The sequence below is a fragment of the Salmonella sp. A29-2 genome, assembly GCF_020150755.1.
GTDB lineage: Bacteria > Pseudomonadota > Gammaproteobacteria > Enterobacterales > Enterobacteriaceae > Salmonella > Salmonella enterica.
In genome coordinates this window covers 2,065,521-2,082,296 of the sequence record NZ_CP083731.1, presented here as the reverse complement: position 1 = coordinate 2,082,296, position 16,776 = coordinate 2,065,521, and the positions used below count along the sequence as shown (strand labels likewise).

Genomic DNA, 16,776 nt, shown 5'->3' with positions numbered 1-16,776 from the left:
ATTCATTAGTTTAATTCATGTGAATAGTTAAGCTGATGCCAGCGTTCCCTCTTACACTATGCGCAGTTATAACATCGTAACCGGAAGCCCCGGTTGCCCTGTCAGGAGTATTATCGTGATTAGCCTATTCGACATGTTTAAGGTAGGGATTGGTCCCTCCTCTTCCCACACTGTTGGCCCGATGAAGGCCGGTAAACAGTTCGTCGATGACCTGGTCGAAAAAGGATTACTGGATAACGTTACCCGCGTCGCTGTCGATGTCTACGGCTCGCTGTCGCTGACGGGGAAAGGTCACCATACCGATATCGCCATTATTATGGGTCTGGCGGGTAATGAACCCGCTACCGTGGATATTGATAGTATCCCCGGTTTTATTCGCGACGTCGAAACGCGCGAGCGTCTGTTACTGGCCCAGGGACGTCACGAAGTCGACTTCCCGAAAGATGACGGAATGCGTTTTCACAACGGCAATTTGCCGCTGCATGAAAACGGGATGCAGATCCACGCCTGGCATGACGACACGGTCATTTATAGCAAGACGTACTATTCCATCGGCGGCGGCTTTATCGTTGATGAAGCGCATTTCGGCCAGGAAGCGACGAATGAGGTTACTGTACCTTATCCGTTTAAATCGGCGAAAGAAATGCTGGAGTATTGCAACAGCACCGGCCTTTCACTCTCCGGCATGGTGATGCAAAACGAACTGGCGTTGCATAGCAAGAAAGAGATTGAAGAGTATTTCGGTCACGTCTGGCAGACCATGCAGGCCTGTATTGATCGCGGTATGAATACCGAAGGCGTGCTGCCGGGGCCGCTGCGCGTACCGCGTCGCGCCTCCGCGCTGCGTCGTATGCTGGTTTCCAGCGATAAGCTTTCCAGCGATCCGATGAACGTCATTGACTGGGTGAACATGTTTGCTCTGGCGGTGAACGAAGAGAACGCCGCAGGCGGTCGCGTCGTGACGGCGCCAACCAACGGCGCGTGCGGCATCGTTCCTGCGGTACTGGCTTACTACGACCATTTTATTGAGTCTGTCAGCCCGGATATTTACACCCGCTACTTCCTGGCGGCAGGCGCTATTGGCGCGCTGTATAAGATGAACGCGTCTATTTCCGGCGCGGAAGTCGGCTGTCAGGGTGAAGTCGGGGTCGCCTGTTCGATGGCGGCGGCAGGCCTTGCTGAACTGTTGGGCGCCAGCCCGGAACAGGTTTGCGTTGCCGCTGAAATCGGCATGGAGCATAACCTGGGGCTGACCTGCGACCCGGTTGCCGGTCAGGTGCAGGTGCCGTGTATCGAGCGTAACGCCATTGCTTCGGTTAAAGCGATTAACGCTGCGCGTATGGCCATGCGTCGAACCAGCGCGCCGCGCGTCTCGCTGGATAAAGTCATCGAAACGATGTACGAGACCGGAAAAGACATGAACGCAAAATACCGCGAAACATCGCGCGGCGGGTTGGCCATTAAAGTCCAGTGTGATTAAACGCCGTTTCCCCTCCCTTCGCCCATCTGCTACGGATGGGCGAAATTTTTATCTCTTCCTCGTCGACTCCACGTTTCCCCACTACACTTGCTGTGTCGCGGTTGGCTTTTGTCGCCAACGCTTATTGGGCGGCCCGCATGCAAACAGCACAACGGATCATCAATCATTATCGCCGTAATCGTTTCATTGTTTGCACGATTTGTGCACTGGTCACGCTCATTCTTACGCTGAGCATCCGATTTATTTCGGAGCGGAACTTAAATCACCATCGCACGGTTGCATTTGCGAATCATGCCGTTGATGCGCTGGATAATGTGCTGCATCCTCTCCTGGTCGGACGAAACATACTGCTACCCTTACTTGAGCTTCCGTGCGCGACCGCACATTTGCCGTTGCGTAAGCAAGCCGCCCGCCTGCAAACCATTCGTTCTATCGGGCTGGTAAAAGAGGGAATTCTCTACTGCTCAAGCATTTTTGGCGCCCGCAATACTCCCATACGCCAGCTTCAGCCCGATCTTCCCGCAGCTGGCGATCTGCTGCTACTTTCCACGGACCAATCGTTACTCAAGGGAAGCCCGATTCTCATTCAGTGGTATCCCGCCTCTGCCGATGGCCAGGATGGCGTGATGGAAATTGTGAATATTGGCTTGCTGACGACCATGCTACTTGAGCCGCAGCAGCCGCAAATTACCAGCGCCAGCCTGACGGTCGGCAAACGGCACCTGTTATATGGTCGGGGCGTGGTCGATACTCTTCCGGAATTAAAAAAAGATGAAGAGCGTTACCAGCTTTCATCGCGGCATTTCCCTTTTACTATCAGCGTCAGCGGGCCGTCGGCAGGCGTACTGGCGTTCAAACATCTCCCGACACAGTTACCGCTGGCCGTATTGCTTAGCCTGTTGATCGGTTATATCGCCTGGCTGGCGACGGCCAGCAGAATGAGCTTTTCCTGGGAGATTAATCTGGCCCTTGCCGAACGGGAGTTTGAGCTATTTTGTCAGCCGTTGCTTAATGCCCGCACGCAACAGTGTACCGGCGTTGAGATCCTGTTACGCTGGAACAACCCTCGCCAGGGCTGGATCTCACCGGATGTTTTTATTCCTATCGCCGAGGAGCATAACCTGATAGCGCCGCTGACCCGCTATGTGATTGCGGAAACCATTCGGCAGCGGCACTACTTCCCCATCAACCATCAGTTTCATATCGGCATCAATGTGGCGGCAAGCCATTTCCGACACGGCGTGCTTCTCAAAGATCTTAATCAGTACTGGTTTAGTGCGGAACCTGTTCAGCAACTGGTGCTGGAGCTCACGGAACGCGACGCGTTGCTTGACGTTGATTACCGCCTGATGCGCGAGCTGCATCGTAAAGGTGTCAAGTTAGCCATCGATGATTTTGGCACAGGAAACAGCTCGCTCTCCTGGCTGGAAAAACTGCGGCCGGATATTTTGAAAATCGATAAATCCTTCACCGCCGCCATCGGTACCGATGCGGTCAATTCAACGGTGACCGATATTATTATCGCGCTGGGGCAAAGACTGAATATTGAACTGGTGGCGGAAGGGGTCGAAAACCAGACGCAGGCACAGCATTTGCGCCAGCATGGCGTGCAAATGTTACAGGGCTATCTCTATGCGAAGCCGATGCCCATTAGCGAATTTCCACAGTGGCTGGCGGGCAGCGCGCCGCCGCCCGCCCGGCATAACGGACAGATTATGTCCGCGATGCCGCATCTATAGACTTGATTCCTGCGTGTGACGTTATTCCTCTTCGTCGTGGGTAGGCTGTTCTTTAACAATCCGAACCAGATCGACACGGTAGTCGTTGGCCTCGACAATGGTGATCCGCAGTGGCGGAACATCAATGACATCGCCTACACGAGGAATATGGCCATTAGCGGCGATCACTAACCCCGCGACCGTCGCAATATCGCCCTCTTCGTTCACCAGATGGTCAACTTCCAGCGCCTGCTGTAGCGCATGGAGATCGGTGCCGCCCTTCACTATCCAGCCCTCGGCATCGGCAACGATTTCCGGCGTTTCATCGGCATCCGGGAACTCACCGGCAATCGCTTCCAGCACATCCAGCGGCGTAACCAGCCCCTGCACCACGCCGAACTCGTTCGTGACGATAACGAAACTGCCGCGCGCGCGACGCAAAACGCCTAACAGATTGATAGGATCAAGCGTTTCCGGCACCACTATCGCCGGAGAAGACGCGGCGATAGCCGCAACGTCCGCGCCCTCTTCCAGCGCCACCAGCAACTCTTTCGCCCGAACGATACCGATAATTTCATCCAGCTCGCCCCGACATACCGGGAACAGGCTATGCGGAGAAGAGAGTAACTGCTGACGGATTTCAGCTACGCTGAGATTCGCATCCACCCAACTAATTTCGCCTCGCGGCGTCATAATGCCGCGCAGGGAGCGCGACGCCAGAGTCAGTACGCCGTTAATCATGTAGCGTTCTTCTTCGGCGAAGGCGCCTTCCGACACCGATATCGCGGCCGGGCTATCCGTCTCATGTTGCGTACTCGTCTGGCGTTTACCGCCCATCAGACGCAGGATAGCGTCCGCAGTACGCGCGCGCAGCGGCAACGTGGACTGATGACGAATAAAGTTGCGGCGCGCAATCTGGTTAAACACCTCGATAACGATCGAGAAACCAATTGCCGCGTACAGGTAGCCTTTCGGAATATGGAAACCGAACCCTTCCGCCACCAGGCTCAAGCCGATCATCAGCAGGAAACTCAGACAGAGCACCACCACCGTCGGATGCTGGTTGACAAAACGGGTCAGCGGTTTTGACGCCAGTAGCATCACCGCCATCGCAATCACCACCGCCGCCATCATAACCGGCAGATGGTTTACCATACCTACCGCCGTAATCACGGCGTCCAGCGAGAAGACCGCATCCAGAATGACAATCTGCGTGACTACCACCCAGAAGCTCGCATAGCCTTTACCGTGTCCGGTGTCATGCTCGCGGTTTTCCAGACGTTCATGCAGCTCGGTGGTCGCTTTAAACAGCAGGAATATACCGCCCAGCAGCATAATTAAATCGCGGCCGGAGAAGGTAAAATCCCAGACGGTAAAGAGCGGCTTTGTTAAGGTCACCAGCCACGAAATAATGGACAGCAGCGCCAGACGCATAATCAGCGCCAGCGAGAGCCCGATAAGACGCGCTTTGTCACGCTGCTTTGGCGGCAATTTATCGGCGAGGATCGCGATAAAGACCAGGTTATCGATACCCAGGACAATTTCCAGGACGACGAGCGTGAGTAAACCCACCCAAATTGAGGGATCCATTAATAATTCCATGACAAGCTCCTGCTTAAGGAATGACTAAACGGCGCCCACAACATCTCAAAGGATGCAGGCGGTAACGCAATAAACAAAGTAAGGCTATGGCAAGATATGCCAGATTGACAGGCGCAAAACGGCCAAAGAGTGAAATGACGTCGGTGACGATCCATACAACGGGCTGCTGCCCTATACCCCATTCTAATTAAACGGAAGCTAAACATAACAGAGACAACTGGTTTTTGGCAAAGATTTACCTTCCTTTGCAAAGAGATGTAACCGGGATATTTTACACTTCGAAATTTCTCATTATCGAAAACAAAATTACGGATCTCCATCACACAAAATATTTTTTTCGATATCTAAAATAATTCACGAAAATCATGCGTTTTTCGTTGTAACCCTCATCTGAATCGATTCGCTTGCGGACGGCGATTCAAAAAATACATCTGTCAAGTTGATGTGTTGACAATAATAAAGGAGGTAGCAAGTGACCATTGCTATTGTTATAGGCACACATGGTTGGGCTGCAGAGCAGTTACTTAAAACAGCCGAAATGCTGTTAGGCGAGCAGGAAAACGTCGGCTGGATCGATTTCGTTCCAGGCGAAAATGCCGAAACGCTGATCGAAAAGTACAACGCTCAGTTGGCTAAACTCGATACCAGTAAAGGCGTGCTATTTCTCGTTGATACATGGGGAGGCAGCCCGTTTAATGCTGCCAGCCGCATTGTCGTCGATAAAGAGCGCTATGAAGTTATTGCCGGCGTCAACATCCCGATGCTGGTCGAAACGTTTATGGCTCGTGACGACGATCCGAGCTTTGACGAGCTGGTCGCACTGGCGGTAGAAACCGGTCGTGAAGGCGTAAAAGCGCTGAAAGCAAAACCGGTAGAAAAAGCCGCGCCAGCGCCAGTCGCCGCCGCGCCAAAAGCGGCCACGCCAGCAAAACCGATGGGCCCGAATGATTATATGGTTATCGGGCTTGCCCGTATTGATGACCGCCTCATTCACGGTCAGGTCGCTACCCGCTGGACCAAAGAGACCAATGTCAGCCGTATTATTGTTGTGAGCGATGAAGTGGCGGCGGATACCGTTCGTAAAACGCTGCTGACGCAAGTTGCGCCGCCGGGCGTTACGGCGCATGTGGTTGACGTCGCGAAGATGATTCGCGTCTACAATAACCCGAAATACGCCGGTGAACGCGTGATGCTTCTGTTTACCAATCCTACCGACGTCGAGCGCATCGTTGAGGGCGGCGTGAAAGTCACTTCCGTGAACATTGGCGGTATGGCCTATCGTCAAGGTAAAACGCAGGTGAACAACGCCGTTTCCGTCGATGAAAAGGATATCGAAGCCTTTAAAAAGCTCAACGAGCGCGGCATCGAGCTTGAGGTGCGTAAAGTTTCCACCGATCCGAAACTGAAAATGATGGATTTAATTGCCAAAGTGGCGAAATAACCGCCGGCATTTAATTAGCTTTCACACTTAAGATAGCAATAGGAGAAGTACAATGGAGATTACCACTCTTCAGATTGTGCTGGTGTTCATCGTCGCATGTATCGCGGGTATGGAGTCGGTACTTGATGAATTTCAGTTCCACCGTCCGCTGATCGCCTGTACCTTAATCGGCGCCGTTTTGGGGGACATGAAAACCGGTATTATCATCGGCGGTACTCTGGAAATGATCGCTCTGGGCTGGATGAACATCGGTGCTGCCGTTGCGCCTGATGCCGCACTGGCGTCCATCATCTCTACCGTTCTGGTCATCGCCGGGCATCAAAGCATTGGCGCCGGTATCGCGCTGGCGATACCGCTGGCGGCGGCAGGCCAGGTACTGACCATTATCGTTCGTACCATCACCGTGGCATTCCAGCACGCGGCGGACAAGGCGGCTGAAAACGGCAACCTGACGGCGCTCTCCTGGCTGCACGTTTCTTCTCTGTTCCTGCAGGCAATGCGTATCGCCATCCCGGCGGTTATCGTTGCCATCTCCGTAGGCACCAGCGAAGTACAGGGAATGCTGAATGCGATTCCTGAAGTCGTCACAGGCGGTCTGAACATCGCCGGCGGCATGATCGTCGTGGTTGGTTATGCGATGGTTATCAACATGATGCGCGCAGGCTACCTGATGCCGTTCTTCTACCTCGGTTTCGTCACCGCGGCTTTCACAAACTTCAACCTGGTCGCACTGGGTGTCATCGGCGCAGTGATGGCTATTCTTTACATCCAGCTGAGCCCGAAATACAACCGTGTAGCGGGCGCGCCTGCAGCGGCTGCTGGCAATAACGATCTCGATAACGAACTGGACTAACAGGTGAGCGAAATGGTTGATATGACTAAAACTACCACCGAGAAAAAACTCACTCCGAGCGATATTCGCGGCGTATTTCTTCGTTCTAACCTGTTCCAGGGGTCATGGAACTTCGAACGTATGCAAGCGCTGGGCTTCTGCTTCTCTATGGTGCCGGCGATTCGTCGCCTGTATCCGGAGAATAATGACGCGCGTAAACAGGCGATTAAACGTCACCTGGAGTTCTTTAACACTCATCCTTACGTTGCGGCGCCGGTACTGGGCGTGACGCTGGCAATGGAAGAAAAGCGTGCGAACGGCGCAGAAATTGACGATGGTGCTATCAACGGTATCAAAGTCGGTCTGATGGGACCGCTGGCAGGCGTCGGCGACCCTATCTTCTGGGGTACCGTCCGTCCGGTATTCGCGGCGCTGGGCGCAGGTATTGCAATGAGCGGCAGCCTGCTTGGTCCGCTGCTGTTTTTCATCCTGTTTAACCTGGTGCGTCTGGCGACCCGTTATTATGGCGTGGCTTATGGCTACCGCAAAGGCGTCGATATCGTTAAAGATATGGGCGGCGGCTTCCTGCAAAAACTGACTGAGGGGGCGTCAATCCTCGGCCTGTTTGTCATGGGGGCATTGGTTAACAAGTGGACGCATGTGAATATCCCGCTGGTGGTCTCCACCATCACCGGTCAGGATGGTCAGACACGCGTTACCACCGTGCAAACCATTCTCGACCAGCTGATGCCGGGTCTGGTTCCGCTACTGTTGACCTTTGCCTGTATGTGGCTGCTGCGTAAGAAAGTTAACCCGCTGTGGATTATCGTGGGCTTCTTCGTCATTGGTATCGCCGGCTACTCCGTAGGGCTGCTGGGCCAGTAAGACTGTTGTACACTACCGGGGCCAAACGGCCCCGTTTTTTTATTTCTCTGGAGGATAAATGACTATCACGGACCTGGTGCTGATTCTCTTTATTGCCGCATTATTGGCTTACGCTCTCTACGATCAGTTCATCATGCCCCGTCGCAATGGCCCCACTCTGCTTTCTATAGCCCTGCTCCGCCGCGGTCGCGTAGACAGCGTTATCTTCGTTGGGCTGGTCGCCATCCTTATTTATAACAACGTAACCAGCCACGGAGCGCAGATGACCACATGGTTATTAAGCGCGCTGGCGTTAATGGGGTTTTATATATTCTGGATCCGCACGCCACGGATCATCTTTAAACAACGTGGCTTTTTCTTCGCCAATGTCTGGATAGAATATAACCGTATTAAAGAGATGAATTTATCGGAAGACGGCGTACTGGTGATGCAATTAGAACAACGACGCTTGCTTATCCGCGTACGCAATATCGACGATCTGGAAAAAATATATAAACTTCTTATTGAAAATCAATAATCTAAGATATAGCCTCAACTATGTTTTTCGAATTTTATTTCGAATCATAATATAGCTAAGGCTATATTTCCTATTGACCAATTGTTATTTAATTTAACGTTTTATTGATGAACAAATCTAAATGAAAATCGTTTTCAATTAGAAGGCAAATAATATTTTATCGCTGTTGTTTTATATTCTAAAAATATGTTAATGTTGCGCCGTCAATTGGGGAGTAGCCGATTTCCAGACTCCGGAAATGTACGCGTCAACATACTCGTTGCAAAACGTGGCGCGTACGGACCAGCCGCCGCTGGTCAGGCGAGACCATAGGCGCATCAACTGCTGTGTATTTCGTCACAGAATGGCGACATGCATGTTTGCTGGGGGCAGTGATGTGTTTAATGGATACCCCGGTCAGGACGCTGTCATGCACTTTACTGCTACTGTTCTTCTCGCTTTCGGTATGTCGATGGATGCTTTCGCGGCATCAATTGGCAAAGGCGCCACCCTACATAAACCCAAATTCTCAGAAGCGTTGCGTACCGGCCTTATCTTTGGCGCGGTTGAAACGCTGACCCCGTTAATCGGCTGGGGGCTGGGGATATTGGCGAGTAAATTCGTTCTGGAATGGAACCACTGGATAGCCTTTGTTCTGCTGATCTTTCTGGGCGGACGCATGATCATCGAAGGTATCCGCGGCGGTAGTGATGAAGATGAAACACCGTTACGCCGCCACAGCTTTTGGCTATTAGTCACGACGGCTATCGCGACCAGCCTCGATGCGATGGCGGTTGGCGTCGGTCTGGCGTTTTTGCAGGTAAACATCATCGCTACCGCATTAGCTATCGGTTGCGCCACGCTTATCATGTCCACCCTCGGAATGATGATCGGTCGCTTTATCGGCCCAATGCTGGGTAAGCGTGCAGAAATTCTCGGCGGGGTCGTACTGATAGGAATTGGCGTCCAGATCCTCTGGACGCATTTTCACGGTTAACGGTTACGCTGCCAGAGATGAAGGTTGAAATCCGTCTGGCAGCTAAGTCCGGCGCTGGCAGCCAGTTGTTCCCACACTTCTGGTCTGGCGCGCCAGGCAAATGGCGTCATTTGCAACAGTGCTACAGCCGCTTCGGCGGTGAGCTGCATGTGATAAGCAAGGCGGATACTCTGCTGCAATGTGAATCCGTCGAGCTGCTCGGTATACGGCGCATGTAAACGCACCTCATCATAAATGAGCCCTTTTAGTTCCATCAGATGATGCGGTCCAGGCGTGGCGGTAACGACCCAACCACCAGGTTTCACCACGCGCGCCAATTCCTGCGCCTTACACGGGGCGTAGATTCTGATCACCGCATCCATTGACGCATCGGCAAAGGGCAGTCGATGGCTTGACGCCACACAAAACTTCACCTGCGAATAGCGTTTCGCCGCCGCTTTGATCGCCGTTTTAGCAACGTCCAGTCCAAACGTGGTAACTCCCGGCAACGCCTCGGCAAAAGCATGAGTGTAATACCCCTCGCCGCAGCCAATATCCAGAATCGCCGTGGCCGACTGATCCAGCCGCTCGCGCAACAGGTTAATCACGGCATCGCGCAGCGGCTGATAATGGCCTGCATCAAGAAACGCTCTCCTCGCCTGCATCATTTCGGCGCTGTCGCCCGGATCGCGCGAACGTTTATGCTGTACCGGCAGCAGATTGATGTAGCCCTCTTTCGCCACATCAAACTGATGGCGCTGTGGGCATATAACGCTGTTATTAATCTGCGTAAGCGGCTGATGGCAAAGCGGACAGGTAAACGACATGACAACTCCGGACTGGGGCGCTAAAGGGCGCAAGTGTAACGCGAATTGCGCCCCGGGAAAATCCTTTACGAGCCTGGAACCGCAACGTGGCTGCCATGCATCACCAGAAGGTGATCTGAATCGGCTGGCATACCGTCTGGCTCAACATTTTCCAGCCGCAGCACATCGCCCATGATCTGGCTGAATACGGGCGCAGATACCGCGCCGCCATAATAAGCCCCGTTTTGCGGATTATTAATCACCACCACCAGCGCAAATCTGGGGTTACTTGCCGGCGCGACGCCTGCGGTATATGCCACATACTTATCGACGTATTTACCATCATCGCCAATTTTTTTCGCCGTCCCGGTTTTGACCGCAATACGGTAGTCTCTTACTGCGGCTTTTGTTCCGCCGCCGCCAGGCAACGCGACGCTCTCCATCATATGTTCCACCTCGTGCACCAGTTCTTCCGGCATTACCCGCGTGCCGATCACGGGCGGATCAACTTTGGTGATCGATAACGGACGGTAGATACCAAAGCTGCCAATCGTGGCATAAACATGCGCCAGTTGCAGCGGCGTCACCATTAATCCATAGCCAAAAGCGAAGGTAGCGCGATCTAAATCACTCCAGTAACGGCGTTTCGGTAATAACCCGCTGCTCTCTCCGGTGAGACCCAGTCCGGTAGGCACGCCGAAACCAAAGCTTTTATAAGTATCCATTAATTTCTGCACCGGCATCGCCAGAGAAAGGTGAGAAACGCCGGTATCGCTGGATTTTTGCAAAATGCCGGTTAATGTCAGTTCCGGATAGTAACCGACGTCGCGGATACGGTGTCCATCGAGAGTAAAAGGATGGGTATCGATAACGCTGTCCGGCTGCACGATGCCCTGCTGTAACGCAGTCATAATGACCAATGGCTTCACAGTAGAACCGGGTTCGAAAGTATCGCTAATCGCGCGGTTACGAAAATCGTCCAACTGCGCGCCTTCACGGTTGTTCGGGTTGAAATCCGGGTAGCTCGCCATCGAGAGAATTTCACCCGTTGGGATGTTAATCAATACGGCAGCGCCGGATTCCGCTTTGTTCCAGATGACGGCGTTATCCAGCGCATCTTCGGTAACCGTTTGCAGACGTTCATCAATGCTAAGCTGAAGTTCATGAGCAGGAACCGGATTCACTTCCGTAATGTTCTCAATAACGTGACCAAATTTATCTTTACGCACCAGCCGGGAGCCCGGTTTTCCCGTCAGTTGCGCGTTAAAGCTCTTTTCAATACCTTCTATTCCCTGCCCGTCGATATTGGTAAAGCCGATCAAATTGGCCGCTACGTGTCCGGCAGGGTAAAAACGGCGCGACTCTTCCCGCAGGTTAATACCCGGTAGATTCAGTTTATCTATCCATTCGGCTTGCTGGGGTGAAACCTGGCGCGCAAGGTAGATAAAACGGCCTGCCGGGTTACTGTTTACCCGTTCCGCAAGCGTACTGAGCGACAGATGTAAGGCGCTGGCCAGCGCCTGCCAGCGCTCATTGTAGCCAACGCCGCCTTTGCTTATGATAGTCTTCGGATCGGCCCAGACAGCATTAACCGGAACACTCACCGCTAAGGGCCGCCCTTCTCTGTCGGTGATCATGCCGCGTGGAGAGGCCGTGGTCACTTCACGAAGCGAGCGCATATCTTCTTGTTTCACCAGTTTCGACGGCGTAACAATTTGCAACCATGCCACCCGCCCTAATAACAATGCCATACTGAGCAGAATGGCAGTGCAAAGTAGTGCAAAACGTATGGGCGTAAAATTACGGGTATCGCCGTCGCTTTTCTTTTTCACCTGATCTCCAGCCGAATCATTTTTCAGGTGATTGATTTAACGGGAAACGGCCGGAAAAACCAGAAAAAACAATGCTAATAACCTCGCGCCTTTGCAACAAATCGCTAACGAGAGCGCATCCAGACACATTTTGAAGGATATTGAATTAAAAAGCCCCGCTTTTAGCGAGGCTTTATATCTGAGGCTGACGCGACAAACGCATCAAATCAGTGGTGTCGATCAGATAGCTGTTACGTTAACAGCAGCCGGACCTTTCTGGCCGTCCTGAATTTCGAACTCAACGTTCTGGCCTTCAGCCAGAGTTTTGAAACCATTGCCCTGGATAGCGGAGAAGTGTACGAACACATCTTTGCTGCCGTCAGCCGGAGTAATGAAGCCAAAACCTTTGGATTCGTTGAACCACTTAACTTGACCTTTAATCTTTGCCATTTGCAAAATTCCTTAGAGTGTTTTCTTTGCCCGTAGGCATAACATAGATAAAACTGAGACATTACTGCTTGAGGCACTAATATAAGGTTCGGCAGAGAAGCGGTATTCAACGTCAACGTGTTTACTCAGGACTTCTTTACTGAAAATGCCACACATAAACAGAACTGTACCTCGTTTAACCCAAAGCCTGTTATCACATACAACGTTAATTATGGCAAGCCATTTTTAAACGTGTCTCGATCCGTCGCACAAATTACGAGAACCTTCACAAATTGACAGCACGTTTATGCAACAAAATTGCGAAAGATATATCCTCACGCGCTGACGGACTCCTGACAACGTCACTGCTGAAAAGCCATTTTTCTACCATAGCTCAATAACTTCGCTTCTTCCAGTGCATCAAATCACATTTAAAAGCTGTATTTTTCATATCACTTTTTATGCTGAGTTATGCATAAATTGTCACAATGATAAAAAACACCTTTTAATCAAAATAATAGAAAAGAAAAGCGATTTTCGACACCGCTTTTTGTGATGTTCTGCGTCTTTACAGAATGCCTTAAAATAATGAACAAACAATGACAATCCATAAAGAGAGAGAAACGTTTCGCTTTTAATAGAGAATGAGCGGTATCACAAAAATGCCATATGTCCATTTGTTATACATATAAAACTATGTTGCATATAAAGCCATATATTATGTAAGGTGTTGATGCTGTAGTATCAGTTGCAAACGGCAACGCGGAGAGATCCGACGGGGAAATGGGGCGTATGGCACTGGCGCCATTTGCGCCCCGGTAAGCATTATCGTTCTGCAACCAGACGAATGATGTCCTCATCCTCTTTTGGTTCGCTTGCCGCTGTTGCGGGTTCCGCTTCTTTTTCTGGTTCATTTGCTTCGCAAAGGCGACGTAACAACGCGTTTTGCCGCTTCTGTTGATCCAATAACGCTTCGAGCAGTTCTATCTGCTCGTTGGCACGGGAACTTGCCCGGTTGACAAAGAACCAGAGCGCCAGCCCCACCACCAGAACCACCATTGATACTATTAAAGATGCAAGAGAAAACGCACCAGAGTTTAAAACGTCGTTCATTTCACCACCTCAATGTAGAGACGTCATTCTACCACTGCTACACGGGAAGGAAATCTCTGGTGTAAAACGTTTACCAGGGAATAAATTTATTGATGGCGCAAATACCGCTGAAAAATTGTACATCCTGATCGCACATGATATTAAACACCTGCGCCCACAGCAACAGGCATACTACCACCACGATGCCGAGGACGACCCATCGAAATTTTTTCACTCCACTCTCCGATCTTACATCTTATGTCGCTAAATTATCATGAGTTACTTAAACCAGGAGTAACTGTAGCGGCATTATATGTTTTTAGGAATGATTCACTTGTTTCAATCAATGTACACGCTACTCTTATTCTAACTAAAAAAGAAAAGAGGTAGTAATGCGTTTGATCATTCGCGCAATTGTATTGTTTGCCCTGGTGTGGATAGGCCTGCTGATGAGCGGCTATGGCATCCTGGTGGGAAGTAAAGTGAACGCTGCGGGGCTGGGTTTACAGTGCCATTACCTGACCGCACGCGCCACCAGCACGGCGCAATATCTCCATACCAACAGCGGCATTATTGGCTTTTCCGACTGTCCCATTTTCAGAAAAAGCGCCACCGTGGTGGATAATGGCTAAGCGGCAATAAATAATTTCACAGTGAAACTATCACCAATAATTCCCCTATATTGGCTGTTGTTCATAAGTACTGTTAAATAATATTTTAATAACCGTTAAATAAGCCGACAGACATTATCTTCTTTTACGATTTCATCCCACCCGATGTTATAAAAAAAGCAGCTACATTTTTCGCAGCTGCTTTTTTTTAACGTCATGCTAATAACGTTGCTTAGAAGGGATAATCGTTGTAACCCATTTGTTCAGAAATTTTACGCGCGGCGGTGTGTAACATAGCCACATATTCCTGCAGGCGTTCTTCTGAAAAGCGCAGCGTCGGGAACGAAATGCTTAACCCTGCGATGACTACGCCAAAACGGTCAAATACCGGTACGCCGATACAACGTAACCCTTCTTCCTGTTCTTCGTTATCTTCACCGTAGCCTTGCGCACGTACCTCATCCAACAGCGGCAGCAACGCCTCAGTGCTGGTAATCGTGCGTCCCGTGCTTTGCTTATACTCAACGCCGTCGAGAATCTGCTTAACCTCATCACGGTCGCGCCAGGCCAGAAGCACTTTACCGATGGCCGTACTGTACAGCGGATTACGACGCCCAATACGTGAGTACATCCGCAGATTGTACATAGAGTCAATTTTATGGATATAGACAATGCTGTCTTCATCCAGCGCGCCAAGATGGATAGTTTCTTTTGTCAGACGAGACAGTTCACGCATCTGAATGTCCGCACTGCGGATGAGATCAACATTTTGCAAAGCTCGTGCGCCCAGCTCAAACAGCTTTAGCGTCAGAGAGTATTTTTCAGACTCCCCTTCCTGAGCCACGTAGCCCAGCGTTTTCATGGTTTGCAAAAAGCGATAAACGGTGCTTTTCGACATCATGACGCGCTGCGATAGCTCGGTAATCCCTATTTCACGCTCTTCACCCAGCGCCTGCAGAATGCCGAAAACTTTCAGCACAGAAGATACAGAATCAGGCTGCTTATCCAGATCTGCGTTTGCCATTTATCACCTCATTACGAGCGTTTTATAAAATTCAGAACGAGTTTTTATTATAATTTCACGCCAGGTCGCCCGCAATCCATCTTTGCTTACTTCGTTACAAATCTGCGACATAACAACTCAATATTAATGCTAACATTATTATTCAGCTCATAATTCCCCTTATTACAAAATACTTATGGAAAAAACACGGGCCGATGGCCTGCCCCTCCCGCAGAGATACGGCGCTATCCTGACGATTATTATCGGTATTTCGATGGCGGTTCTGGATGGCGCAATCGCTAATGTCGCGCTGCCAACCATTGCGACTGATTTACATGCCTCCCCTGCCAGCTCTATCTGGATTGTCAATGCGTACCAAATCGCCATTGTCGTCTCACTACTTTCCCTGTCTTTTTTAGGCGACATGTTTGGTTATCGCCGGATCTATAAATGTGGTTTAGTGGTATTTCTGCTTTCATCATTGTTTTGCGCGCTTTCAGACTCGCTGCAGATGCTGACGCTGGCGCGCATCGCGCAGGGATTTGGCGGCGCGGCGCTAATGAGCGTAAACACGGCGCTGATTCGTCTTATCTACCCCCAGCGTCATCTGGGACGAGGCATGGGAATTAACTCTTTTATCGTCGCAGTCTCTTCCGCCGCGGGTCCGACGATCGCCGCAGCGATTTTGTCCATCTCATCATGGAAATGGCTGTTTCTGATTAATGTCCCGTTAGGTATCATCGCGTTAATTCTGGCCATACGCTTTTTACCAGCAAACATCGCCCATGACACTAAGCCGCGCTTTGACTTACCGAGCGCGGTAATGAATGCGCTCACATTTGGCCTGCTGATTACCGCATTGAGCGGATTTGCCCAAGGACAGTCGCTAACGTTGATTGGCGCAGAGCTGCTCGTTCTGGTCGTGGTCGGTTTTTTCTTCGTGCGCCGCCAGCTTTCTTTGCCCGTCCCCTTGTTACCCATCGACTTGTTACGCATTCCGCTTTTTTCACTCTCGATCGGCACGTCAATTTGCTCGTTCTGCGCGCAAATGTTAGCCATGGTCTCGCTACCTTTTTATCTGCAAACCGTGCTGGGCCGTAGCGAAGTAGTAACCGGCCTGTTATTGACGCCCTGGCCGCTGGCAACGATGGTAATGGCGCCGCTGGCGGGATACCTGATAGAACGTCTTCATGCCGGTTTGCTGGGGGCGCTGGGAATGGTGATAATGGCAGCCGGGTTGTTTGCGCTGGTCATGTTGCCAGGCTCCCCCTCCGATCTGAATATTATCTGGCCGATGATCCTTTGCGGCGCAGGGTTTGGCCTGTTCCAGTCGCCGAATAATCACACCATTATCACTTCCGCGCCGCGTGAGCGCAGCGGTGGCGCCAGCGGGATGCTGGGCACGGCGCGACTGTTAGGCCAAAGTACTGGCGCCGCGCTGGTAGCGCTGATGTTGAACCAGTTTGGCGATAGCGGTACGCATCTTTCTCTGCTCGCAGCGGCGATCCTGGCGACTCTCGCGGCGGTGGTGAGCGGTTTACGTATTACGCAACCACGCGTTCAGGCGTAAAAAAAGCGCGTCATTCGACGCGCT

Annotated in this window: 18 protein-coding genes and 1 riboswitch; of the genes, 9 read left to right on the top strand and 9 right to left on the bottom strand. The window is 51.3% G+C overall.

The window, feature by feature from the left end:
- The first annotated feature begins 115 nt into the window (after window positions 1-115).
- Together sdaA and K8W53_RS10160 are read left to right on the top strand one after the other, a co-directional pair.
- Window positions 116-1,480 carry an L-serine ammonia-lyase gene (sdaA, locus tag K8W53_RS10165; RefSeq protein ID WP_000624274.1) on the top strand — a complete coding sequence of 455 codons (1,365 nt, stop codon included), beginning with the start codon at window positions 116-118 and terminating at the stop codon, window positions 1,478-1,480.
- Between the two features lie 137 nt (window positions 1,481-1,617).
- Window positions 1,618-3,219, top strand: a complete 1,602-nt coding sequence (locus tag K8W53_RS10160; RefSeq protein WP_001192522.1) for an EAL domain-containing protein — start codon at window positions 1,618-1,620, stop codon at window positions 3,217-3,219.
- Between the two features lie 21 nt (window positions 3,220-3,240).
- Here the strand turns inward: K8W53_RS10160 and yoaE are convergent, their stop codons facing one another.
- Complete coding sequence (yoaE, locus tag K8W53_RS10155) at window positions 3,241-4,800, bottom strand: CNNM family cation transport protein YoaE (protein ID WP_023223921.1); 1,560 nt, start codon at window positions 4,798-4,800, stop codon at window positions 3,241-3,243.
- Entirely contained in the window at window positions 4,788-4,955 is a 168-nt protein-coding gene (locus tag K8W53_RS23980) for a protein YoaL (protein WP_370739650.1), read from the bottom strand. The genes yoaE and K8W53_RS23980 overlap by 13 nt, the downstream gene beginning before the upstream one ends.
- 317 nt (window positions 4,956-5,272) lie before the next feature.
- Between K8W53_RS23980 and manX the strand changes: the two genes are divergently transcribed.
- The 5 genes from manX to mntP all read left to right on the top strand — a co-directional run bounded on the left by manX (window position 5,273) and on the right by mntP (window position 9,451).
- The gene (manX, locus tag K8W53_RS10150) at window positions 5,273-6,241 is read left to right on the top strand and encodes a PTS mannose transporter subunit IIAB (protein WP_000150523.1); all 969 of its coding nucleotides are present in this window, start codon (window positions 5,273-5,275) and stop codon (window positions 6,239-6,241) included.
- A 52-nt stretch (window positions 6,242-6,293) separates the two neighbouring features.
- Window positions 6,294-7,094, top strand: coding sequence for a PTS mannose transporter subunit IIC (gene manY, locus K8W53_RS10145; RefSeq protein ID WP_000406918.1), 801 nt, complete (start codon window positions 6,294-6,296; stop codon window positions 7,092-7,094).
- A 12-nt stretch (window positions 7,095-7,106) separates the two neighbouring features.
- The gene (locus tag K8W53_RS10140; protein WP_001518647.1) at window positions 7,107-7,958 is read left to right on the top strand and encodes a PTS mannose transporter subunit IID; all 852 of its coding nucleotides are present in this window, start codon (window positions 7,107-7,109) and stop codon (window positions 7,956-7,958) included.
- A 58-nt stretch (window positions 7,959-8,016) separates the two neighbouring features.
- The gene (locus K8W53_RS10135) at window positions 8,017-8,475 is read left to right on the top strand and encodes a DUF986 family protein (protein ID WP_000156280.1); all 459 of its coding nucleotides are present in this window, start codon (window positions 8,017-8,019) and stop codon (window positions 8,473-8,475) included.
- Between the two features lie 196 nt (window positions 8,476-8,671).
- Window positions 8,672-8,773, top strand: a riboswitch (yybP-ykoY riboswitch).
- A 111-nt stretch (window positions 8,774-8,884) separates the two neighbouring features.
- Window positions 8,885-9,451, top strand: a complete 567-nt coding sequence (mntP, locus tag K8W53_RS10130) for a manganese efflux pump MntP (RefSeq protein WP_001518359.1) — start codon at window positions 8,885-8,887, stop codon at window positions 9,449-9,451.
- Here the strand turns inward: mntP and rlmA are convergent.
- The 6 genes from rlmA to mgrB form a co-directional block, all read right to left on the bottom strand.
- Entirely contained in the window at window positions 9,448-10,257 is an 810-nt protein-coding gene (rlmA, locus tag K8W53_RS10125) for a 23S rRNA (guanine(745)-N(1))-methyltransferase (RefSeq protein ID WP_023203205.1), read from the bottom strand. The two genes, mntP and rlmA, sit on opposite strands and share 4 nt — an antisense overlap.
- Before the next feature lie 65 nt (window positions 10,258-10,322).
- On the bottom strand, window positions 10,323-12,068 hold the full coding sequence (ftsI, locus tag K8W53_RS10120) for a peptidoglycan glycosyltransferase FtsI (RefSeq protein ID WP_000730322.1): 1,746 nt from the start codon (window positions 12,066-12,068) through the stop codon (window positions 10,323-10,325).
- Between the two features lie 219 nt (window positions 12,069-12,287).
- Window positions 12,288-12,497: a transcription antiterminator/RNA stability regulator CspE gene (cspE, locus tag K8W53_RS10115; RefSeq protein ID WP_001062678.1), complete on the bottom strand. Its 210-nt coding sequence runs from the start codon at window positions 12,495-12,497 to the stop codon at window positions 12,288-12,290.
- 12 nt (window positions 12,498-12,509) lie between these two features.
- Window positions 12,510-12,653: a DUF2627 domain-containing protein gene (locus K8W53_RS10110; RefSeq protein WP_001537930.1), complete on the bottom strand. Its 144-nt coding sequence runs from the start codon at window positions 12,651-12,653 to the stop codon at window positions 12,510-12,512.
- Window positions 12,654-13,301: 648 nt separating this feature from the next.
- A complete protein-coding gene (locus K8W53_RS10105; RefSeq protein WP_001000660.1) occupies window positions 13,302-13,589 on the bottom strand; it encodes a YebO family protein in 288 nt (95 codons plus the stop codon).
- A gap of 70 nt (window positions 13,590-13,659) precedes the next feature.
- Entirely contained in the window at window positions 13,660-13,803 is a 144-nt protein-coding gene (gene mgrB, locus K8W53_RS10100) for a PhoP/PhoQ regulator MgrB (RefSeq protein WP_000714547.1), read from the bottom strand.
- Window positions 13,804-13,960: 157 nt separating this feature from the next.
- Between mgrB and yobH the strand changes: the two genes are divergently transcribed.
- The gene (gene yobH, locus K8W53_RS10095) at window positions 13,961-14,200 is read left to right on the top strand and encodes an invasion protein YobH (RefSeq protein ID WP_058654696.1); all 240 of its coding nucleotides are present in this window, start codon (window positions 13,961-13,963) and stop codon (window positions 14,198-14,200) included.
- A gap of 211 nt (window positions 14,201-14,411) precedes the next feature.
- Here yobH and kdgR read toward each other — a convergent pair whose 3' ends face one another.
- Window positions 14,412-15,203 carry a DNA-binding transcriptional regulator KdgR gene (gene kdgR / locus K8W53_RS10090; RefSeq protein ID WP_001262196.1) on the bottom strand — a complete coding sequence of 264 codons (792 nt, stop codon included), beginning with the start codon at window positions 15,201-15,203 and terminating at the stop codon, window positions 14,412-14,414.
- Between the two features lie 175 nt (window positions 15,204-15,378).
- Here kdgR and K8W53_RS10085 point away from each other — a divergent pair, with 175 nt between their 5' ends.
- Entirely contained in the window at window positions 15,379-16,752 is a 1,374-nt protein-coding gene (locus K8W53_RS10085) for an MFS transporter (RefSeq protein ID WP_224435203.1), read from the top strand.
- Window positions 16,753-16,776: the final 24 nt, after the last annotated feature.